The organism is Shinella curvata (assembly GCF_022899935.1).
Lineage (GTDB): Bacteria > Pseudomonadota > Alphaproteobacteria > Rhizobiales > Rhizobiaceae > Shinella > Shinella curvata.
Window position 1 is genome coordinate 297,379 of sequence record NZ_JALJCJ010000004.1, and the last position, 17,023, is coordinate 314,401.

Consider the following 17,023-nt stretch of genomic DNA (forward strand, 5'->3'; position numbering starts at 1 on the left):
CGTCTCTCTCCCGATCTTGTTTGCGGCCGCCAGATCGTGTCATCCTCCGGCCGCCTGTCTCCACCCTCGTGTGCCACTGTCGCGGCACATCGCTTCTTCAAGGAAATCCCGCGTGAACCGCACGGTCCGAAACTCCCTGCTGATCGTCATGGCCTTCATCGCCGCGACGGCCGCCATCCTTTATACGATGGGTCAGCCGCTCATCTGCAAGTGCGGATATGTCAAACTGTGGCATGGCGTCGTTATTTCCTCGGAAAACTCGCAGCATCTGACCGATTGGTACACGCCGAGCCATATTATCCATGGCATTCTGTTCTTCGGGCTGTTCACGCTGGTCCTGCCAAAGGCGAGCATGAACCTTCGTCTCACGCTGTCGCTGATCGTCGAATGCGCGTGGGAAATCCTCGAAAACACCGACATGATCATCAACCGCTATCGCGAGTCGACCATCTCGCTCGACTATTTCGGCGACAGCGTCATAAATTCGAGCATGGATATCTTGGCGATGGTGGTTGGGTTCTTCCTTGCCTCACGCCTGCCGGTCTGGGCCAGCATCGTGATCATCGTGGTCTTTGAGGCCACGACGACCTATCTCATTCGTGATGGCTTGACGCTGAATATTCTGATGCTCGTCTGGCCGATGGAAGCGGTGAAGGCCTGGCAAGGCGGCTGACGTCATTTTGCGCTTGCCCCGCGGCCGGCGCGAGTCGGGATGTGGTAAGCGGTCTCTCCGGGGCTCGTCTTGTGTTTTTGCCCACACGAATCGTGCGACGCCGATTGGTGACGCGAGGTCAATAAGCTAGGCTGCAAATTATTGAAGCGTCACGGCTTTCCCGTGCCGTGCATTCGCCGTGCCGGCCTTGCCCTTCCTTCCGAATCGGTTCTAAATGCGGTTTAAATCGCCAAATAGGCTTTGAAACGCATTTTGAGATTCGCGACATGAATATGGCTGCAATGTTCGGGCAGGCAATTTCCGAGGTCGATCAACTGATCATCGGTCAGGCCCATGAGCTGTCGGACAAGCTGAAGCAACATCGGTTGGAAATGTTCCCACCCGTTGCGCAGAAGTCCCTGCGCCAGTTCCAGCTGAGCGAAGCCGCCCATTTCCTTGGTGTCACCAGCGGTTATCTGCGCAATCTCTCCCTTGAATCGAAGGGTCCGCTGCCGCAGGTCACGCCCTCCGGCCGCCGCTCCTATTCCGCCGATCAACTCCAGGAGATGCGCAAATATCTGGAGCAGAACAGCCGAGGCCAGCGCTATATCCCGCATCGCAGAGGCAGTGAGCATCTGCAGGTCGTGGCTGTCGTGAATTTCAAGGGTGGTTCCGGCAAGACCACGACGACGGCGCATCTGGCGCAACATCTGGCGCTTACCGGGCACCGTGTCCTTGCCGTTGATCTCGACCCGCAGGCCAGTCTTTCGGCGATTCACGGTTTCCAGCCGGAATTCGACGTCAATGAGAACGAGACGCTCTACGCGGCCATTCGCTACGACGACCAGCGCCGGCCGCTGAAGGAGATCATTCGCAAGACGAATTTTCCGGGCCTCGATATCGTGCCGGGTAATCTCGAACTCATGGAATTCGAGCACGATACGCCGCGTGTTCTGGCACAGGGCAACCGGGGCGACTACGGCCGCATCTTCTTTGCCCGTCTCGACGAGGCGCTCTCCTCCGTCGCCGACGACTATGACGTGGTGGTTATCGACTGCCCGCCGCAGCTCGGCTTCCTGACGATGAGTGCGATCTGTGGCGCGACGGCGGTGCTGATCACCGTGCATCCGCAGATGCTCGACGTCATGTCGATGTGCCAGTTCCTGCAGATGCTTGGCGAAGTGCTGAACACGCTGAAGAGCGCGGGTGGCAATATGAATCTCGACTGGTTGCGCTATCTTGTCACCCGTTACGATCCGGCGGACGGGCCGCAGACCCAGATGGTCGCTTTCATGCGCTCGATGTTCAAGCAGCATGTGCTGACCAGTCCGATGGTCCGCAGTGTTGCCATTGCCGATGCCGCGCTGACCAACCAGACGCTTTATGAGGTCGATCGCAGTCAGTTCACGCGTGCGACCTATGACCGCGCGTTCGAATCCATGGAAGCGGTCAATTCGGAACTCGTCGAACTGATCCACAAGGCATGGGGGCGTTGATATGGCGCGCAAGAACGTTCTTTCCAATCTGATGGCCCCCGCCAATGACAAGTTGACGCCGGTAAACCCGGTGGCGGAGGAGCAACGCCAGCATGTCACCTACAAGGGCATCGGCGCACTCGGCGCGGTGACGCGCAGCATCGATGCGCTAGCGGCGAAGGCGGATGCGGCCAAGGAGATCGAAGCAAAACTGACGGCCGGCGAGGTCGTCATAGAGCTTGAACCGGATCAGATCGAGGACTCCTTCGTCTCGGACCGTCTCGCACATTCCGATCAGCAGTTTCAGGAACTGGTGGATGCGATGCGGGTGCGTGGCCAGGATTCGCCGATCCTCGTGCGTCCGCATCCGACGAAGGACGGTGTCTATCAGATAGCCTTCGGTCACCGACGCGCGAAAGCGGCACGCCTGCTCGGTCGCCCGGTGCGCGCCGTCGTCAAGGCCCTTACTGACCGCGATCACGTTATCGCGCAGGGTCAGGAAAACAGTGCACGTGCAGACCTCTCGTTCCTGGAACGCGCGACCTTTGCCGGTGAACTGGAAAGCCGCGGCTTTGATCGTGAGACGATCATGGCTGCACTCAGTATCGACAAGACGACAGTTTCAAAAATGTTGTCGGTTGTGAACAGGATTCCGAAGGCGGTGCGATTGGGTATCGGCCCGGCGCTGGCCATCGGCCGCGATCGCTGGCACGAGCTCGCGACCCGTTTCGATGAGGCGTCCAATGAGGACAAGGCCATCGAGTTCCTCGGGCGCGAGCGGATCCGGATTCGCTCGCCGGAGGAGCGTTTCAATCTTGTCAGTGGCCACCTCGCAAAAATGGAAACGCCGGCGCATGCCGCAAGGCCTGCCCCCGCTGCCTGGGAACGCAAGGACGGAGCCGTTCGAGCGAGCATCAAGGCCAATGGCCGTCAGTACACGATTGCGCTGAAAGCCGCGGAAGCCGCGGCCTTCGGGGCCTATATCACGCAGAACCTGGATCGCCTTTACGAGGCGTATCGGGCTGAAAAGAAACAGAAATCGGGAGATTGATCCGCAAAAGAAAAAGGCCCCCTCAACGTTACCGTCGCGGAAGCCCTTCTCATCGTTTAGCAGCCTGAGAGTCGCACTTCCCCGAATCACAGTCAAGCGTTTTTGGCATCGGTTTTCGATGAAGGGGTCTCTTTTGCCTTTTTGAGGGTGAAGAGACATGGAAACGGATGGGATAACGACGCCCTTTGGGCGCCGAGCGATGACGCTTGGCATGTTGGCAAGCCAGGCTATCGCCAAGACGGTCTCGCCGGAGGCCAGTATCGACAAGTGGAAGCTCTATCGTTGGCTTTGCGAGGCGCGGCCGAAACTGCGCGTCAGCGATCGCGCGCTCTCTGTCCTGAACGCGTTGATGAGTTTCTATCCGAAGACGGAGCTTTCAGGCAGCGATAACCTCGTTGTCTTCCCTTCCAACATGCAGCTCTCCTTACGCACGCATGGCATGGCGGAAACGACGCTGCGCCGGCATCTCGCGGCTCTCGTCGACGCCGGTCTCCTGGTGCGGCGGGACAGCCCCAATGGCAAACGATATGTCCGTCGCGACAGGGGAGGGGAGATCGGGGAGGCCTATGGCTTTTCATTGACGCCTCTGCTGGCACGAGCAGGAGAGATCGAGCAGCTTGCGGCATCGGTTACAGCGGAACGGATGCTGCTGCAGCGCCTCCGTGAGCGCATCACGCTTGTTCGCCGCGATATCGTCAAACTGATAGAAACGGCACTGGAAGACGGCCTTTCTGGCGACTGGATGCAGTTCGAAGCCGAATATCGCGTACAAATTCTGGGATTGCCGCGTATTGCGACGCCTGAAATTCTCAATCCGATCCTCACGGCGCTCGAAGCGTTGCGGGTCGAGATACTCAACTGCATGGAAAAGCAGATTATTGTTCATAATTCGGCTGGCTATCCCGACCAAACTGAGCGGCACAAACAGAATTCAAAACCCGAATCCACCTCTGATTCTGAACCTCGCTTCGAAACGAAGCAGGACGGAAAGGTCGAAATTCAATCGGATACGCCGGTGATGGCTGACATGGCGGCGTTGGCCAAACCTGCAGGGCCGGCAGAACCGGAAAATTCCCGCGGTGATGAGAGACATGACAGGCGGCAGCGTCCTCTTGGTGCCGGGCCCGAGCCGCAGAAGCCCTATCCCCTCCCCCTCGTTTTGCAGGCCTGCCCGGAAATTGTTCCATTTGGTCCCGGCGGCACGATCTCCAGCTGGCGCGATCTGATGACGGCAGCCGTGGTGGTTCGCTCGATGCTGGCGATAAGCCCGTCTGCGTATGAAGATGCCTGCGGGGTGTTGGGACCGGAGAATGCGGCGACTGTTATAGCCTGCATTCTGGAGCGTTCCGGCCATATCAATTCGGCGGGCGGCTATCTGCGGGACCTTAGCCGTCGGGCGGAGCGCGGCGAGTTCACGCTCGGTCCGATGCTGATGGCGTTGGCGCGGGCCAATCAGACACCGGCGAAACGGGCGGGATGATCACAAATCGGAACAGGGAATTCGGCTTTGGAAACTGCGTGTTAACCATGCAATCCGTAATCATGGGGGGCAAGACAAGGAAGCCCGAATCAATGCCCCCCTACGCCTCCGCCCAGATGCACCGCCGTTTTGTTGCCACCGATACGGGCCCGGTTGTGCCCTTCCCCGCGGAGCGTCGCACGGCACAAATTCGCCAGTGCGCTGGCGAACTCGATGGTTTGCAGGGCGAGGATGCGCTGCTTTACTGGAGAAAGGTTTGCCGGGAGCTGGCCGATGAGATGCGAAGGCTCGGGTCGAGTGACGACGGTGCCCGTGCCGCCGTCTTTGCATTTCAGGACGAGGTGCAGCAAGAGCTTATGCGCATGCACCTTGTGGAAGAAGCCTGATCACCGAGCTTAAAGCAGGCCTGTTGCGCTGCTTGCAAGGCCGAGTGAAAAGATGACCAGGAAGACCGCGGCAATCCGATAGACCAGTCTTGTCGGCAGGATCGGAACGCGGCCGACAAGACTGCCGAGCACAAGGAAACTTGTTCCTGCCGCCGCAACCAGCAGGCAGAAAAGCCCGAGCGATGGCGCGATTTCCATGAATGGACCGTGCGGCATGATGACGAGCCCTATTATCGGGGCCTTCGGGTTGAGCGTGGTGGTCAAAAAAACCTGACCGACCGTTACGGTTTTTGACGCCCCCTCCCCTTCTTTTCTCGCTGAAACAAGCCAGAGGCGAATGGCGAGAAGAAGAACCCAGCAGGCCGCAAGGATGCGCAGAACGGCGGAGAGCACAGGGCGCCCCTCAAAGAGGGCAGCGGCGACTGTCGCCAGGGGAACGACCACCACAAGATAGCCGGCCAATTCGCCGAGAAGCAGCGGCAGGCTTTCGCGAAACCCGCGCGCCGCCGCACCAACCGTCAGCAGAGTGTTGGTCGGCCCCGGCGTCAGGAGCAAAGCGAGGATGGCGAAGATGAACAGGCTGTCCGGCATCGATGGTTCCCAGGGAAGGCGCGATCTCTACTCCTCTTTCTACGTTTCCACCTCGAGAGCAACCTTGATCTCCGTCAAGAGATTGGTTGCGTGCAAGATCGCTCTTTCCCTCTCCCTTATGTCCCGCTAGGAACAGGAGGCGTTTGGTGCAGGGGGAAGACGATGACGGACATGATTGCAAACGATATTCGCCGGATTGAGGAGCAGGAGCGGCTTCTGCGTTTTGATCGGTTCAGCCCGGACGACGCCTGGGCACTCGGCAATTGCGTGCGAGATACCGCACGGGCCATGGGAGCCGGTGTGGCGATCGATATTTCCTTGCGGGATCGGATTCTTTTCCATTGCGCGCTTCCGGGAACTTCCACGGACAATGTCGAATGGATACGCCGCAAGCGAAATACCGTGCTGCGGCTTTGGCATTCATCTTATCTGGTTGGCCGTCGCCTGGCGCTTTCAGGTCGGAACCAGGAGGAAGCGCATAATCTCCCTTTGGCGGATTTCGCCGTTCACGGCGGCAGCTTCCCGCTTTTTGTGGCTGATCTGGGATGTGTCGGTGCGGTCACGGTTTCGGGCGTGCCACAGCGGACGGATCACGCGATCGTGGTCGATGCGATCGCCGCCTTCCTGAAGGTTGATCTTGGCGATAGCCGCCTGCCGGACTGACCCCTCCCCCTCTGGAAAACGGATGAGGGGCTGGTAGGATGGTCCGGCCGGATTCTTTCGGCCGGTGGAGGAGAGGAGCCCCCATTCCGTGAAAGTGGGTCAAGCCCTGGCGTTTGCGATCTTGCCGATCGCCATCGTCCTTGCGATCCTGCAGGGCGGAACGCTGATGACGCGCAGCTACATGGACGAAGCGTCGTTGCAGGCAGGCTCTGCTCTGCGTCTCGCCGTTGCCGCCCTCGGTGGACACCTCAGCCGATACGAACCCCTGCCCGCGCTGATCGCCGACCATGACGACATCGAAGCGCTCCTTCAGAACCCGGGCGATCCGGCCTTTCGCCGTGTGGCGAATGACTACCTGAGGGAAATCAACGGATTACTGGAGTCGTCTGATATTTATGTCATGACGCCCGACGGCAATACGATCGCAGCCAGCAATTATGACCAGCCAGCAACCTTCGTCGGGCAGAACTTTCATTATCGTCCTTATTTCCAGGATGCGATCGCGGGAAAACAGGCTCGATTCTATGCGCTTGGAACCACTTCGCTGAAGCGAGGCTATTATTTCTCCTCGCCCGTGGAGGTTGCCGGGAAGATCCTCGGCGTCATTGTCTTCAAGGTGGATATCGACTCCATCGAGACGTCCTGGCGTGGCGGCGAATACAAGATCTTCGTCGCGGATCCCGAGGGGATTATCTTCATGACCGGGAGCCCGGAATGGCTTTATACCGGTATTCTACCCTTGGATGCTGATCGACTTTCCCGCACGCAGGCGTCGCGCCGCTACGCCGAGGCGCATTTGCGCCCCCTCCCCGTGAGTGAGACGGTTTACCATGGTCAACATCTGATGAGCATAGCTTCCGACGGAGCGAGTCGGGAATATCTCCGGCTCTCCCAGTACATGTCGGAGGCGGACTGGACGGTGAATGTTCTTCTCGACACCGCATCGGTGCGCGCACAAGCACGCACCACCTTGATTGCCATTTTGCTTTTCATCTGCCTGGCGGGGCTCGGCGGTGCCGTGCTTTGGCAGCGTCGCGCTCGCGTGGTGGAGCGCCTGCGCCTGCAGGAGGAAACCCAGGTTGAGCTGGAGCGGCGGGTTGAAGAGCGTACTGCAGATCTTGCGCGGGTCAACGAACAGATAGAGCTTGAAGTCGCGGAGCGCCGGTTGACGGAGCAGGAGCTGCGCAAAACCCAAGCCGACCTGATCCAGGCGGGGAAGCTTGCAGGCCTCGGCCAGATGTCGGCTGCTCTCTCGCATGAATTCAACCAACCCCTCGCCGCGGCAAAGACCTATGCGGACAGCGCCAGCCTGCTGATTGATCGCGGTCGAGTGCCCGAGGCGCAGGACAATGTCCGCCGTATTTCCGGTTTGATCGACCGTATGGCTTCCATAAGCCGGCACTTACGCAATTTCGCTCGCAAACCGAATGAAAAGCTTGGGCCGGTTTTGCTCTCGGATGTCATAGCGGACACGCTCGAAATAGTTACGCCGAGACTCAAGGCGGCCGATGCGCAGCTGGTGTTGCTGCTCGAGGAGCAGGGCCTGGCGGTTCAGGCCGGGCCGGTGCGATTGCAGCAGGTCTTGGTCAATATCGTTAGCAACGCGGCGGATGCCGTCGAGGGATTGGAGAACAGGAAGATCCTGCTTTCGGCCGGTCGCACTGATGGGCGTATTGTCATTTCGGTGCGAGATCACGGACCGGGTGTGCCGGCGGCCATAGCCGAGCGGATTTTCGACCCGTTCTTCACAACGAAAGGCGTTGGCAAGGGGCTGGGACTTGGCCTCTCGATTTCTTATAATATTATCAAAGACTTCGATGGAGACCTCACAGTCGGAAACCATCTTGATGGGGGAGCGGTCTTTCGTATCGTACTCGCCCCGGCCGATAATGTTCAGGAGGCGGCGGAATGACGTCCCCTCGTGTGCTCCTGATTGATGACGATGACGAAATGCGCCGCTCGTCAGCCCAGGCTTTGGAACTCTTCGATTTCACGGTCGAACCGTTTTCGGCAGCCGAACCGGTGCTGGAGCGTGTCGGCTATGCTTTCGATGGTGTCGTGGTCAGCGACATCCGCATGCCCGGCATGGACGGGATGACATTGCTCCAGCGTATCCGCGAGGTCGATCCTGAAGTGCCGGTCATTCTGGTGACGGGACATGCGGATGTGCAGCTTGCGGTCAGCGCCATGCGCGCCGGAGTCTATGACTTCGTTGAAAAGCCCTTCGCGGCCCAGCATCTGGCAGGCGTCATTCGCCGGGCGATGGACCGGCGCAGCCTCGTTCTGGAGAACCGTCGCCTGCGTGCCGTAGCTGGAAAGCGCGATGATATCGAGGCGCGGCTACCCGGGCGAACGCAGGTGATGGTCGACCTGCGATACAGGCTCAGAGCTATCGGGGCGACGGATGCGGATACGCTCATTGTCGGCGAGACGGGGGTGGGCAAGGAGGTCGTCGCCAGGGCGCTACACGATATCAGCGGTCGCGCCGGCCGTTCGTTCATCGCAATCAACTGCGCGGCGCTTCCTGAAAATCTGATCGAGAGCGAGCTCTTCGGCCATGAGGCGGGCGCTTTTCCAGGCGCGCTTCGTCCACGCTACGGCAAATTTGAACATGGCCGTGGCGGCACGATCCTGCTAGACGAGATCGGCTCCATGCCCTTCGATTTGCAGGCAAAATTCCTTCGTGTGCTGCAGGAACGTGTCATCACGCGCCTGGGCTCGAACGAACCCGTTGCTCTGGATGTGCGGTTTGTTGCGACGAGCAAGGTCGATCTTGAAGCCGAAGTTGCCGCCGGTCGCTTTCGTGCCGACCTGCTCTATCGCCTCAATGTCGCGACCCTTCATGTGCCCTCACTGTCGCAGCGTCGGGCCGATATCCCTCTCCTCTTCCTCCAGCTCGTGCGCGAAGCGGCGGCGCGCTACAGGCGTAGTGATATCGACGTAACGCCGGAGGTGCTGACCGAGATCGCGGCGCGCGGCTGGCCGGGCAATGTTCGCGAACTGCGAAATGCAGCCGATCGGTTGGTGCTCGGCCTCCCCGCGACGTCGCTGGAAAATTTGCCCGATCTGGCCCCGCAGCGGCTGGCCGACAAGGTTGCGTCCTACGAGCGTGGTTTGATCGCCAGCGCACTGGCCGTACATGGCGGCAGTCTGAAACCGGTTTATGAACAGCTTGGCGTGTCACGCAAGACGCTTTACGAGAAGATGCAGAAATATGGACTCGACAAGGACGTGCGGTCCGATGCTTTTCTGGACGATCCGTGATCGCAGGTGGGTGGATTTCCACCCATAGATTGCCTCCAATGTCCCCAAAGCTACCCATTGGACATGGTTTACGGCGGTAAACTTGCCCGTCAACAGGTCAATTGGCTTGCTCCGTTCGACCCTTCCTCCACTCTAAAGACAACCAGACCCGGTGCGGGAGGAGCTGCGCCGGCTGGTCGTTTCATCTCGGGAGGATTTGATGAAGATCTTGAAAGCCCTGTTTGGTGCGTCGGCTGTGTTGGCAGCCGGCCTGCTTGCAACCTCAGCACTTGGGCAGACCTATCCGGAACGCACGATCACCATGGTCGTGCCCTTCTCTGCCGGCGGCCCCACCGATACGGTCACCCGCCTTGTCGCTGAAGCCATGTCGAAGGACCTCGGTCAGCAGATCGTTGTGGAGAATGTCGGCGGCGCGGGCGGCACGCTCGGCGCGGGGCGTGTCGCGAGCGCTGATGCAGACGGTTACACGCTTCTGCTGCACCACATCGGCATGGCCACCAGTGCCACGCTCTATCGCAAGCTGGCCTACGATACCCTCGGTGCGTTCGAATATGTCGGCCTTGTCACGGATGTACCGATGACCATCGTTGCGCGCAAGGACCTTGAGCCGACGGATCTCAAGGGCCTGATCGAGTACATGAAGGGAAACAAGGACACGGTGACGGTCGCCAATGCCGGGATCGGCGCGGCATCGCATCTCTGCGGCATGATGCTGATGAGCGCGCTGCAGACACAGTTTACCACCGTTCCCTACAAGGGCACCGGCCCGGCAATGACCGATCTGCTCGGTGGCCAGGTCGATGTGATGTGTGACCAGACCACCAACACGACGAAGCAGATCCAGGGCGGTACCATCAAGGCCTATGCCGTGACCTCCCCTGCCCGTCTCGGCAATCTTCCGGATGTGCCGACGGCGGAGGAAGGTGGCTTGCCGGGCTTTCAGGTTGGTATCTGGCATGGCATCTACGCGCCGAAGGGCACGCCTGCGGAGGTGACGGAGCGGCTCTCGAAGTCATTGCAGCTCGCGCTGAAGGACCCGAACGTGGTCGCCCGTTTTGCGGAACTGGGCACTGCCCCCTCCTCTGATGCCGATGCTACGCCGGCCGGTCTCAAGGCGAAGCTTGAGAGCGAAATCGCACGCTGGAAGCCTGTCATCGAGGCTGCGGGCCAATATGCCGACTGATCCTGTTTGAGAAATGGAAACGTGACGGCGGTCAACGCCGTTGCGTTTCCTGCTGTTGCGCGATCTTTCCGGGTTCCCGGAGGAGGGGATTCCATGAAAAACCTGCAGTTCGACAGCACCAATGCGATATGCGGCCTAACCTTTATCGCTCTTGGTGGCTTCTTTATTTATCAATGCCTTAGCTTGGAGCTGGGCACCGCTTTACGCATGGGGCCGGGGTATTTTCCACTGGCTCTGGCAACGATTCTGACCTTTCTCGGTGTTGTGGTCCTTGGGCAGTCTACGCGGGTTCAAGGCGAGCCGATCGGCCCAATCGCCGTTCGTGGCATGCTGTTCATCCTGCCCGCTCCGGTCTTTTTCGGGTTGACCGTCCGCGGTCTTGGCTTCGTGCCGTCATTGTTTTTCGCGGCACTCATCGCCGCCTTCGCCTCCAGCCGTATGAAGCCCGGCATGGCGGTGGTCCTCGCCGCTGCCATCACGCTCTTTTCTGTCGTGGTGTTCAGCTACGCCCTCGGCCTACCCTTCGTGCGGTTCGGCCCCTGGACACGGCTCTAGGAGGCCCGGCATGGATCTCATCAGCAATCTGGCGCTTGGTTTTTCCACGGCCGCCTCTCCCGCCAATCTCGCGTTCTGCCTCATCGGCGTTCTTCTCGGTACGCTTATCGGTGTTCTACCCGGCATCGGTGCCACCGCGACGATCGCCATGCTTCTGCCGATCACCTTCCAGCTTGAGCCGGTGTCGTCGCTGATCATGCTTGCAGGCATCTATTACGGCGCGCAATACGGTGGCTCCACCACGGCGATCCTGATCAATATGCCGGGCGAGTCGTCCTCCGCCGTGACCGCCATCGACGGCTACCAAATGGCGCGCAAAGGCAGGGCGGGGGCGGCGCTGTCGATCGCAGCGCTCGGCTCTTTTTTTGCCGGCACGGTTTCCACGTTCCTCGTTGCAATCTTCGCCCTGCCGCTGACGGCCATCGCGCTGAAATTCGGTGCGGCGGAGTATTTTTCGCTGATGGTCGTTGGCCTCGTCTCCTCCATCGCGCTTGCCCATGGGTCCATCGTCAAGGCGCTCGCCATGGTCGCGCTGGGTCTGCTGCTGGGTCTCGTGGGTACGGATATCTATACGGGTACGCCGCGGTTTACCCTGGGCATTCGCGAATATGCCGACGGTCTCAACTTCGTCGCGGTCGCCGTCGGCGTTTTCGGCATTGCTGAAATCCTGCGAAACCTGGAAGGCGAGAAGAACCGCACCGTTCTGATGGCCAAGGTGTCGGGGCTTTGGCCCACCAAAGAGGATTTCAAGCGCATGGCTGCACCCGTGCTGCGCGGCACGGCCATCGGTTCGGCACTCGGTATCCTGCCAGGGGGAGGCGCCATCCTTGCCGCCTTCGCGTCCTACACGGTGGAGAAGCGCGTCTCGGATCATCCGGAGGAGTTCGGGCATGGTGCAATCGCCGGCGTCGCAGGCCCGGAATCGGCCAACAACGCCGGTGCTCAAACGTCGTTTATCCCATTGTTGACGCTTGGTATTCCGGCAAATCCCGTTATGGCGCTCATGGTCGGCGCCATGATTATCCAAGGCATCGTGCCCGGCCCGAATGTCGCCACCGAACAGCCGACCTTGTTCTGGGGCATCATCGCGTCCATGTGGATCGGCAATCTGATGCTGGTGGTATTGAACCTGCCGCTGATCGGACTGTGGGTGAAGCTTCTGACGGTGCCCTACTATGTGCTCTTCCCGATCATCATGGCGTTCTGCTCGATCGGCGTCTACAGCGTGAACTCCAATGTCTATGACCTCTATGCGGTCGCGCTGTTCGGTCTTGGCGGATACCTGCTGGTGAAACTGCGCTGTGAGCCTGCGCCTCTCTTGCTTGGTTTCGTGCTCGGCCCGCTTTTGGAGGAGAACCTGCGACGTGCGATGATCCTGTCGCGCGGGGACCCGACGACGTTTGTCACGCGTCCGATCAGTGCGATCCTGCTGGCCATCGCGCTCGCCGTTCTCGTCGTCGTCTTTTTGCCCTCGGTCAAAAAGAAACGCGAGGAGGTGTTCCAGGAGGAGGACTGAGGCGTTTCCAGTGAGTGCCGGAAGGGGCGGTCCAGCGGGCCGCCCCTTCCGTTTGTGCCGATATTGCAATGCAGTAGCGTTCGGGATAAAACTTGACAACTTTATGAAGGAATTCTTGGTCGGCGCTATGACGTTCCAGCCGCGCATGCAAAACAAGATCGAAGGATTTTCGGTGGTCGGCGGGCTCAACCGGCGGCACTGGAATGGTATCGTGGCGGATGTGTGGGACGTGGAATGCGCGCCCCGCGCCGGCGGCTACTATGTCGGACGCGATCCACGGCTCTTCATTCTCCTCGACAAGCGGGGGCCGGGCGCGTCCCGCACCCGCGTGGCGCCGGGCGGCGAGGAGACCGTCGGTGATTGGGCAAGCCGGCCGATTTCGTTCATCCCGGCGGACTTCGAGCTTTGGGCCGACCTCCCCGACCATCGGTTCCTGCGTCACCTCGACCTGCATTTCGACGTGGAAACCATCAGCCGGCGGCTTGCCGAAGATCTTGATCCGGAGCGTCTCGGGACGCCGCAACTCTTCTTTGCCGATACCAGGCTCCTGTCGCTCGCGCAGTTGATCGCGGCCGAATGCACCAATCCGCAGCCACTGCATGATCTTTACGGCGACGGGCTCTCGCTGGCGCTGATCATCGATGTGATGAAACTCGCCAAGGCGCCGGGTCGTAAGCGCAGCAAACTTGCCGCCTGGCAACTGCGCCGCGCGACGGACTTCATTGAAGAAAACTGCTTGCGCAGCATCAGGCTGGAAGAGGTTGCGGGTCTCATGGGCCTGTCGCAATCCCATTTCAGCCATGCCTTCAAGGCATCGACGGGCGTTGCCCCACATCAATGGCAGGTGAACGCGCGGCTTCGACATGCCAAGCAACTGATTCTCAAGGGCGAACAATCCCTGACGGAGATTGCGGCCGAAACCGGTTTTGCCGATCAGGCGCATTTCACCCGTGTCTTCCGCAAAAACTTCGGCACGACGCCGGCCCATTGGCAGAAAGCGAATCTGGCCTGATGAAGGCTGTGGGCGAATATTCGCATTGCGGAAAATTGCCCAAGAATGTTCTATTTTCGCGGAATGTGACAATCCCCTTTGTTAAAATTGAGTTAATCACTCATCTTATCGTAGCCTGCCCGGAGAGGGGCGGCGTGAGTGGGGTGTCATAGAATGCAGAAGATCGGGAAAGAGCAGCGGATGAGACTGGCGCTTGCCTGCGGTACGGCGGCAATCGCGCTCCTGGCGCCAATGGGCGCGTTCGCGCAAGATAGTGGCGATGCAACGCGGCTGGAAGAAATTCGGGTCGAGCAGGGCGGCGAGACGGCCAAGACGGGCGTGGAGCCGGTAAAGGGCGTCGTGGCGAAATCCACGCGTTCCGGCAGCAAGAGCGCCACCGCACTCACCGAGATTCCGCAATCGGTCACGGTCGTGGGCCGCGAGCAGATGGAAATGCAGAGCCCGCAGAAGATCGATGAGGCGCTGCGCTACGCGCCGGGCGTCAATCCATCGACATACGGAACCGATTCCGACACCGACTGGGTCTTCATCCGTGGTTTCCAGGCCGACCAGAGCGGCGTCTTCCTCGACGGCCTGTCCTTTTACCAGACGGGCTTCGGCACCTTCCTGATGGATCCGTTCTTCCTCGAGCGCATTGAGGTGGTAAAGGGTCCGTCGTCGGCGCTCTATGGCGGCGGCAATCCGGGCGGCTTCCTCAACTATGTCAGCAAGCGCCCCGGTGAACGTCATCGCTATATCGAGACGGGCGTCAACAGCTTCGGCAACGGCTACCTTGCCGCCGATATCGGCGACGAACTGCAGGACGGATTTTCCTATCGCCTGAACGGAAAGGTCTCGGGCGGTGGTTGGGAGACGGACCATTCCAAGGACCTGCGCGGTGCAATCGCCCCAAGCTTCAAGTGGCAGCCGGATGATGCGACCAGCTTTACGGTTCTCGGCTCTCTGTCGCGCACGGATCTCGTCCATACCAGCACCGGTTTCCTGCCCTATGAGGGAGCGGTCGTTCCCAATGCTGCCGGCTACAAAGTCCCGCGTGATTTCTTCTACGGCGACAAGGACGTGGAGCAGTACGACCGCACGCAGGCGATGATCGGCTACGAATTCTCGCACACGTTCGACAATGACTGGACCGTTCGCCAGAACCTTCGCTACGGCACGGTGTCGCTGCAGGAGGATGGTCTCTACAGCAACGGCGTCCTCACGGGCACGACCCTGCAACGGTATCGCTGGGCACACGACACCAACGTCAATACCTTCACCGTCGACAACCAGCTCGAAGGCACGTTTGAAACCGGTGCTCTCGAACATACCCTGCTGTTGGGCGCGGATTACCGCTGGTATCGTCATGGCGCATCGACCTTCTTCGATGCATCGGCAGACGCTGCATGGCCCGGTACGACGCCGTCTATCGATATCCTCAATCCGGTCTATGGCGGCGCCTTCGGGCCGCCGGCTTTGGGGCCGGAAAGCAAGACAACGCTCAGCCAGTTCGGCCTCTATGCGCAGGATCAGATCCGCCTTGGCGGCTGGCTGGCAACGCTGAACGGCCGCTACGATTTCGTCTCGCGCAAACTCGACACGGCTAACATCAAGCGTAGCGACGGGGAATTCTCAGGCAGGGCAGGCATAGCCTATGAGTTCGCCAATGGACTGACGCCCTATCTCAGCTATTCGACGTCCTTCAACCCATCGCCCAGCGACAACGGCGCGACCGTTCCCAGCCAGCGCGCGCTGATGGATTCCGAGACCGGCCAGCAGTGGGAGGCTGGCGTCAAATATGCGCCGACATGGTTCGATGGTCTCTTCACTGCCGCCGTCTTCGACCTGACCAAGCAGAATGTCGCTGTTGCCGCACCCGATCTTGCCAATCCGTGGCTGAAGGCGGCGCTGGGTGAGGTGAACATCAAGGGCATCGAATTCGGAGCACAGGCCAACCTCGACAACGGCTTTAAGATCATCGGCGGTCTGACCTATCTCGACGCCGAGGTGACGGAGGGCGGTCCGACGGCTGCAGCGGGAACGACGCCGGTCCAGATCCCGGACCTGACGGCTTCGCTGTGGCTGGACTACGCCGTGGAAGCCGGCTCTCTCGAGGGCCTGAGCGGAGGCGTCGGTGTGCGGTATCTCGGCGAAACCTTCGCTGACACCGCCAACAAGTTCGTGGTGCCTGATGCCACTGTGGTCGATGCGGCGATCCGCTACAAAAAGGATAACTGGAGCGTTGCTCTCAACGTGTCCAACCTGTTCAACAAGGAATATGTCGCGAGCTGCCAGAGTGTCACGTCCTGCGGCTACGGCGCGGGCCGTACCTTCATGCTGAAGGCCAGCACCTCCTGGTAAGCCGTTCCGGCATTCCCGAATCGAAAACCCGGCGAAGCGATTCGCCGGGTTTTTCAGTTTACTGCAGGCAACTTAGGTGGTGAGGGTGATGCTGACGCCGGCGGTCTTGAGGGCGGTCGCGACGTCGCGGGGCGGGGCCTTGTCTGTGAAGAGGTCGGTGAGGGCTGCAAAGTCGCAGACGCGCACCAGCCCCTGCCGGCCGAATTTGGTGTGGTCGGTGACGACGACGGCGCGGCGGCCCTGCGCTACCACGGCTCGGGCGAATTCCGCTTCTTCCAGATCGTAGTCCATCACGCCGATGGTGGCGTCGATCGCGCCGGTCGAGATCACCGCATGGCCGACGGTGAAGTGACTGATGAATTCGATTGCGGAAATGCCGAAGGCGGCGCCGTTGTCGCTGCGAAGTTCGCCGCCGGCCATGTAGACCCTGTTGTCGTTGACGGTCGAGAGCGTGCGGGCGATGTCGGAGGAATTGGTCACAACCGTCAGCCGCCGGTGGCCAAGCAGTTCACGGGCGAGATAACTCGTCGTCGTGCCCGTATCCAACATGATCGAATCACCGTCACGGATCGTCGCGGCGACCGCGATGGCGATCGCCTTCTTCGCATCGCTGTTTTCCCGCATACGCTTTTCGAACGGCGCTTCGCCAAGAATCGACGGCAGTGCCACGGCGCCGTGCATCTTCACCACCGCGCCGTTCGTCGTCAGCGGCCGGATGTCCCGCCGCACGGTTTCCAGGGAAACGTCGAGCTTCTTGGCGAGATCGGCGATCGTCACCGTGCCGTCCTGCTGGAGGAGCCGAAGGATGTCGTTATGGCGCTTGGAATGATTCATGTCGGTTGGTCCGCGGAGACG

The 17,023-nt window shown here is 60.2% G+C and carries 15 protein-coding genes; 13 read left to right on the top strand and 2 right to left on the bottom strand.

Features of this window, described 5'->3' with window-relative positions; genetic code table 11:
- Positions 1–88: 88 nt before the first annotated feature.
- From MUU55_RS16375 to MUU55_RS16395, 5 genes are all read left to right on the top strand, one after another.
- A complete protein-coding gene (locus tag MUU55_RS16375) occupies positions 89–673 on the top strand; it encodes a DUF2585 domain-containing protein (RefSeq protein ID WP_425314194.1) in 585 nt (194 codons plus the stop codon).
- A gap of 266 nt (positions 674–939) precedes the next feature.
- Positions 940–2,148, top strand: a complete 1,209-nt coding sequence (gene repA, locus MUU55_RS16380) for a plasmid partitioning protein RepA (protein WP_244761818.1) — start codon at positions 940–942, stop codon at positions 2,146–2,148.
- 1 nt (position 2,149) lies between these two features.
- Complete coding sequence (gene repB / locus MUU55_RS16385; protein ID WP_244761819.1) at positions 2,150–3,178, top strand: plasmid partitioning protein RepB; 1,029 nt, start codon at positions 2,150–2,152, stop codon at positions 3,176–3,178.
- Between the two features lie 157 nt (positions 3,179–3,335).
- A complete protein-coding gene (repC, locus tag MUU55_RS16390) occupies positions 3,336–4,658 on the top strand; it encodes a plasmid replication protein RepC (protein ID WP_244761820.1) in 1,323 nt (440 codons plus the stop codon).
- A gap of 92 nt (positions 4,659–4,750) precedes the next feature.
- Entirely contained in the window at positions 4,751–5,044 is a 294-nt protein-coding gene (locus tag MUU55_RS16395; protein WP_244761821.1) for a DUF6074 family protein, read from the top strand.
- Positions 5,045–5,053: 9 nt separating this feature from the next.
- Here the strand turns inward: MUU55_RS16395 and MUU55_RS16400 are convergent, their stop codons facing one another.
- Entirely contained in the window at positions 5,054–5,635 is a 582-nt protein-coding gene (locus MUU55_RS16400; RefSeq protein ID WP_244761822.1) for a LysE family translocator, read from the bottom strand.
- 162 nt (positions 5,636–5,797) lie between these two features.
- Here MUU55_RS16400 and MUU55_RS16405 point away from each other — a divergent pair, with 162 nt between their 5' ends.
- From MUU55_RS16405 to MUU55_RS16440, 8 genes are all read left to right on the top strand, one after another.
- The gene (locus MUU55_RS16405) at positions 5,798–6,298 is read left to right on the top strand and encodes a heme-degrading domain-containing protein (RefSeq protein ID WP_244761823.1); all 501 of its coding nucleotides are present in this window, start codon (positions 5,798–5,800) and stop codon (positions 6,296–6,298) included.
- An 88-nt stretch (positions 6,299–6,386) separates the two neighbouring features.
- Positions 6,387–8,210, top strand: a complete 1,824-nt coding sequence (locus MUU55_RS16410; RefSeq protein WP_425314186.1) for a sensor histidine kinase — start codon at positions 6,387–6,389, stop codon at positions 8,208–8,210.
- Complete coding sequence (locus MUU55_RS16415) at positions 8,207–9,562, top strand: sigma-54-dependent transcriptional regulator (protein WP_244761824.1); 1,356 nt, start codon at positions 8,207–8,209, stop codon at positions 9,560–9,562. Before MUU55_RS16410 ends, MUU55_RS16415 begins: the two co-directional genes overlap by 4 nt.
- Before the next feature lie 199 nt (positions 9,563–9,761).
- Positions 9,762–10,745 carry a tripartite tricarboxylate transporter substrate-binding protein gene (locus tag MUU55_RS16420; RefSeq protein WP_244761825.1) on the top strand — a complete coding sequence of 328 codons (984 nt, stop codon included), beginning with the start codon at positions 9,762–9,764 and terminating at the stop codon, positions 10,743–10,745.
- Positions 10,746–10,838: 93 nt separating this feature from the next.
- Positions 10,839–11,300, top strand: coding sequence for a tripartite tricarboxylate transporter TctB family protein (locus tag MUU55_RS16425; protein ID WP_244761826.1), 462 nt, complete (start codon positions 10,839–10,841; stop codon positions 11,298–11,300).
- Between the two features lie 10 nt (positions 11,301–11,310).
- Positions 11,311–12,816 carry a tripartite tricarboxylate transporter permease gene (locus MUU55_RS16430; RefSeq protein ID WP_244761827.1) on the top strand — a complete coding sequence of 502 codons (1,506 nt, stop codon included), beginning with the start codon at positions 11,311–11,313 and terminating at the stop codon, positions 12,814–12,816.
- Between the two features lie 127 nt (positions 12,817–12,943).
- On the top strand, positions 12,944–13,828 hold the full coding sequence (locus MUU55_RS16435) for a helix-turn-helix domain-containing protein (protein ID WP_244762164.1): 885 nt from the start codon (positions 12,944–12,946) through the stop codon (positions 13,826–13,828).
- A gap of 180 nt (positions 13,829–14,008) precedes the next feature.
- Entirely contained in the window at positions 14,009–16,168 is a 2,160-nt protein-coding gene (locus MUU55_RS16440) for a TonB-dependent siderophore receptor (RefSeq protein ID WP_244761828.1), read from the top strand.
- A gap of 72 nt (positions 16,169–16,240) precedes the next feature.
- Here the strand turns inward: MUU55_RS16440 and MUU55_RS16445 are convergent, their stop codons facing one another.
- Complete coding sequence (locus tag MUU55_RS16445; RefSeq protein WP_244761829.1) at positions 16,241–17,002, bottom strand: DeoR/GlpR family DNA-binding transcription regulator; 762 nt, start codon at positions 17,000–17,002, stop codon at positions 16,241–16,243.
- Positions 17,003–17,023: the final 21 nt, after the last annotated feature.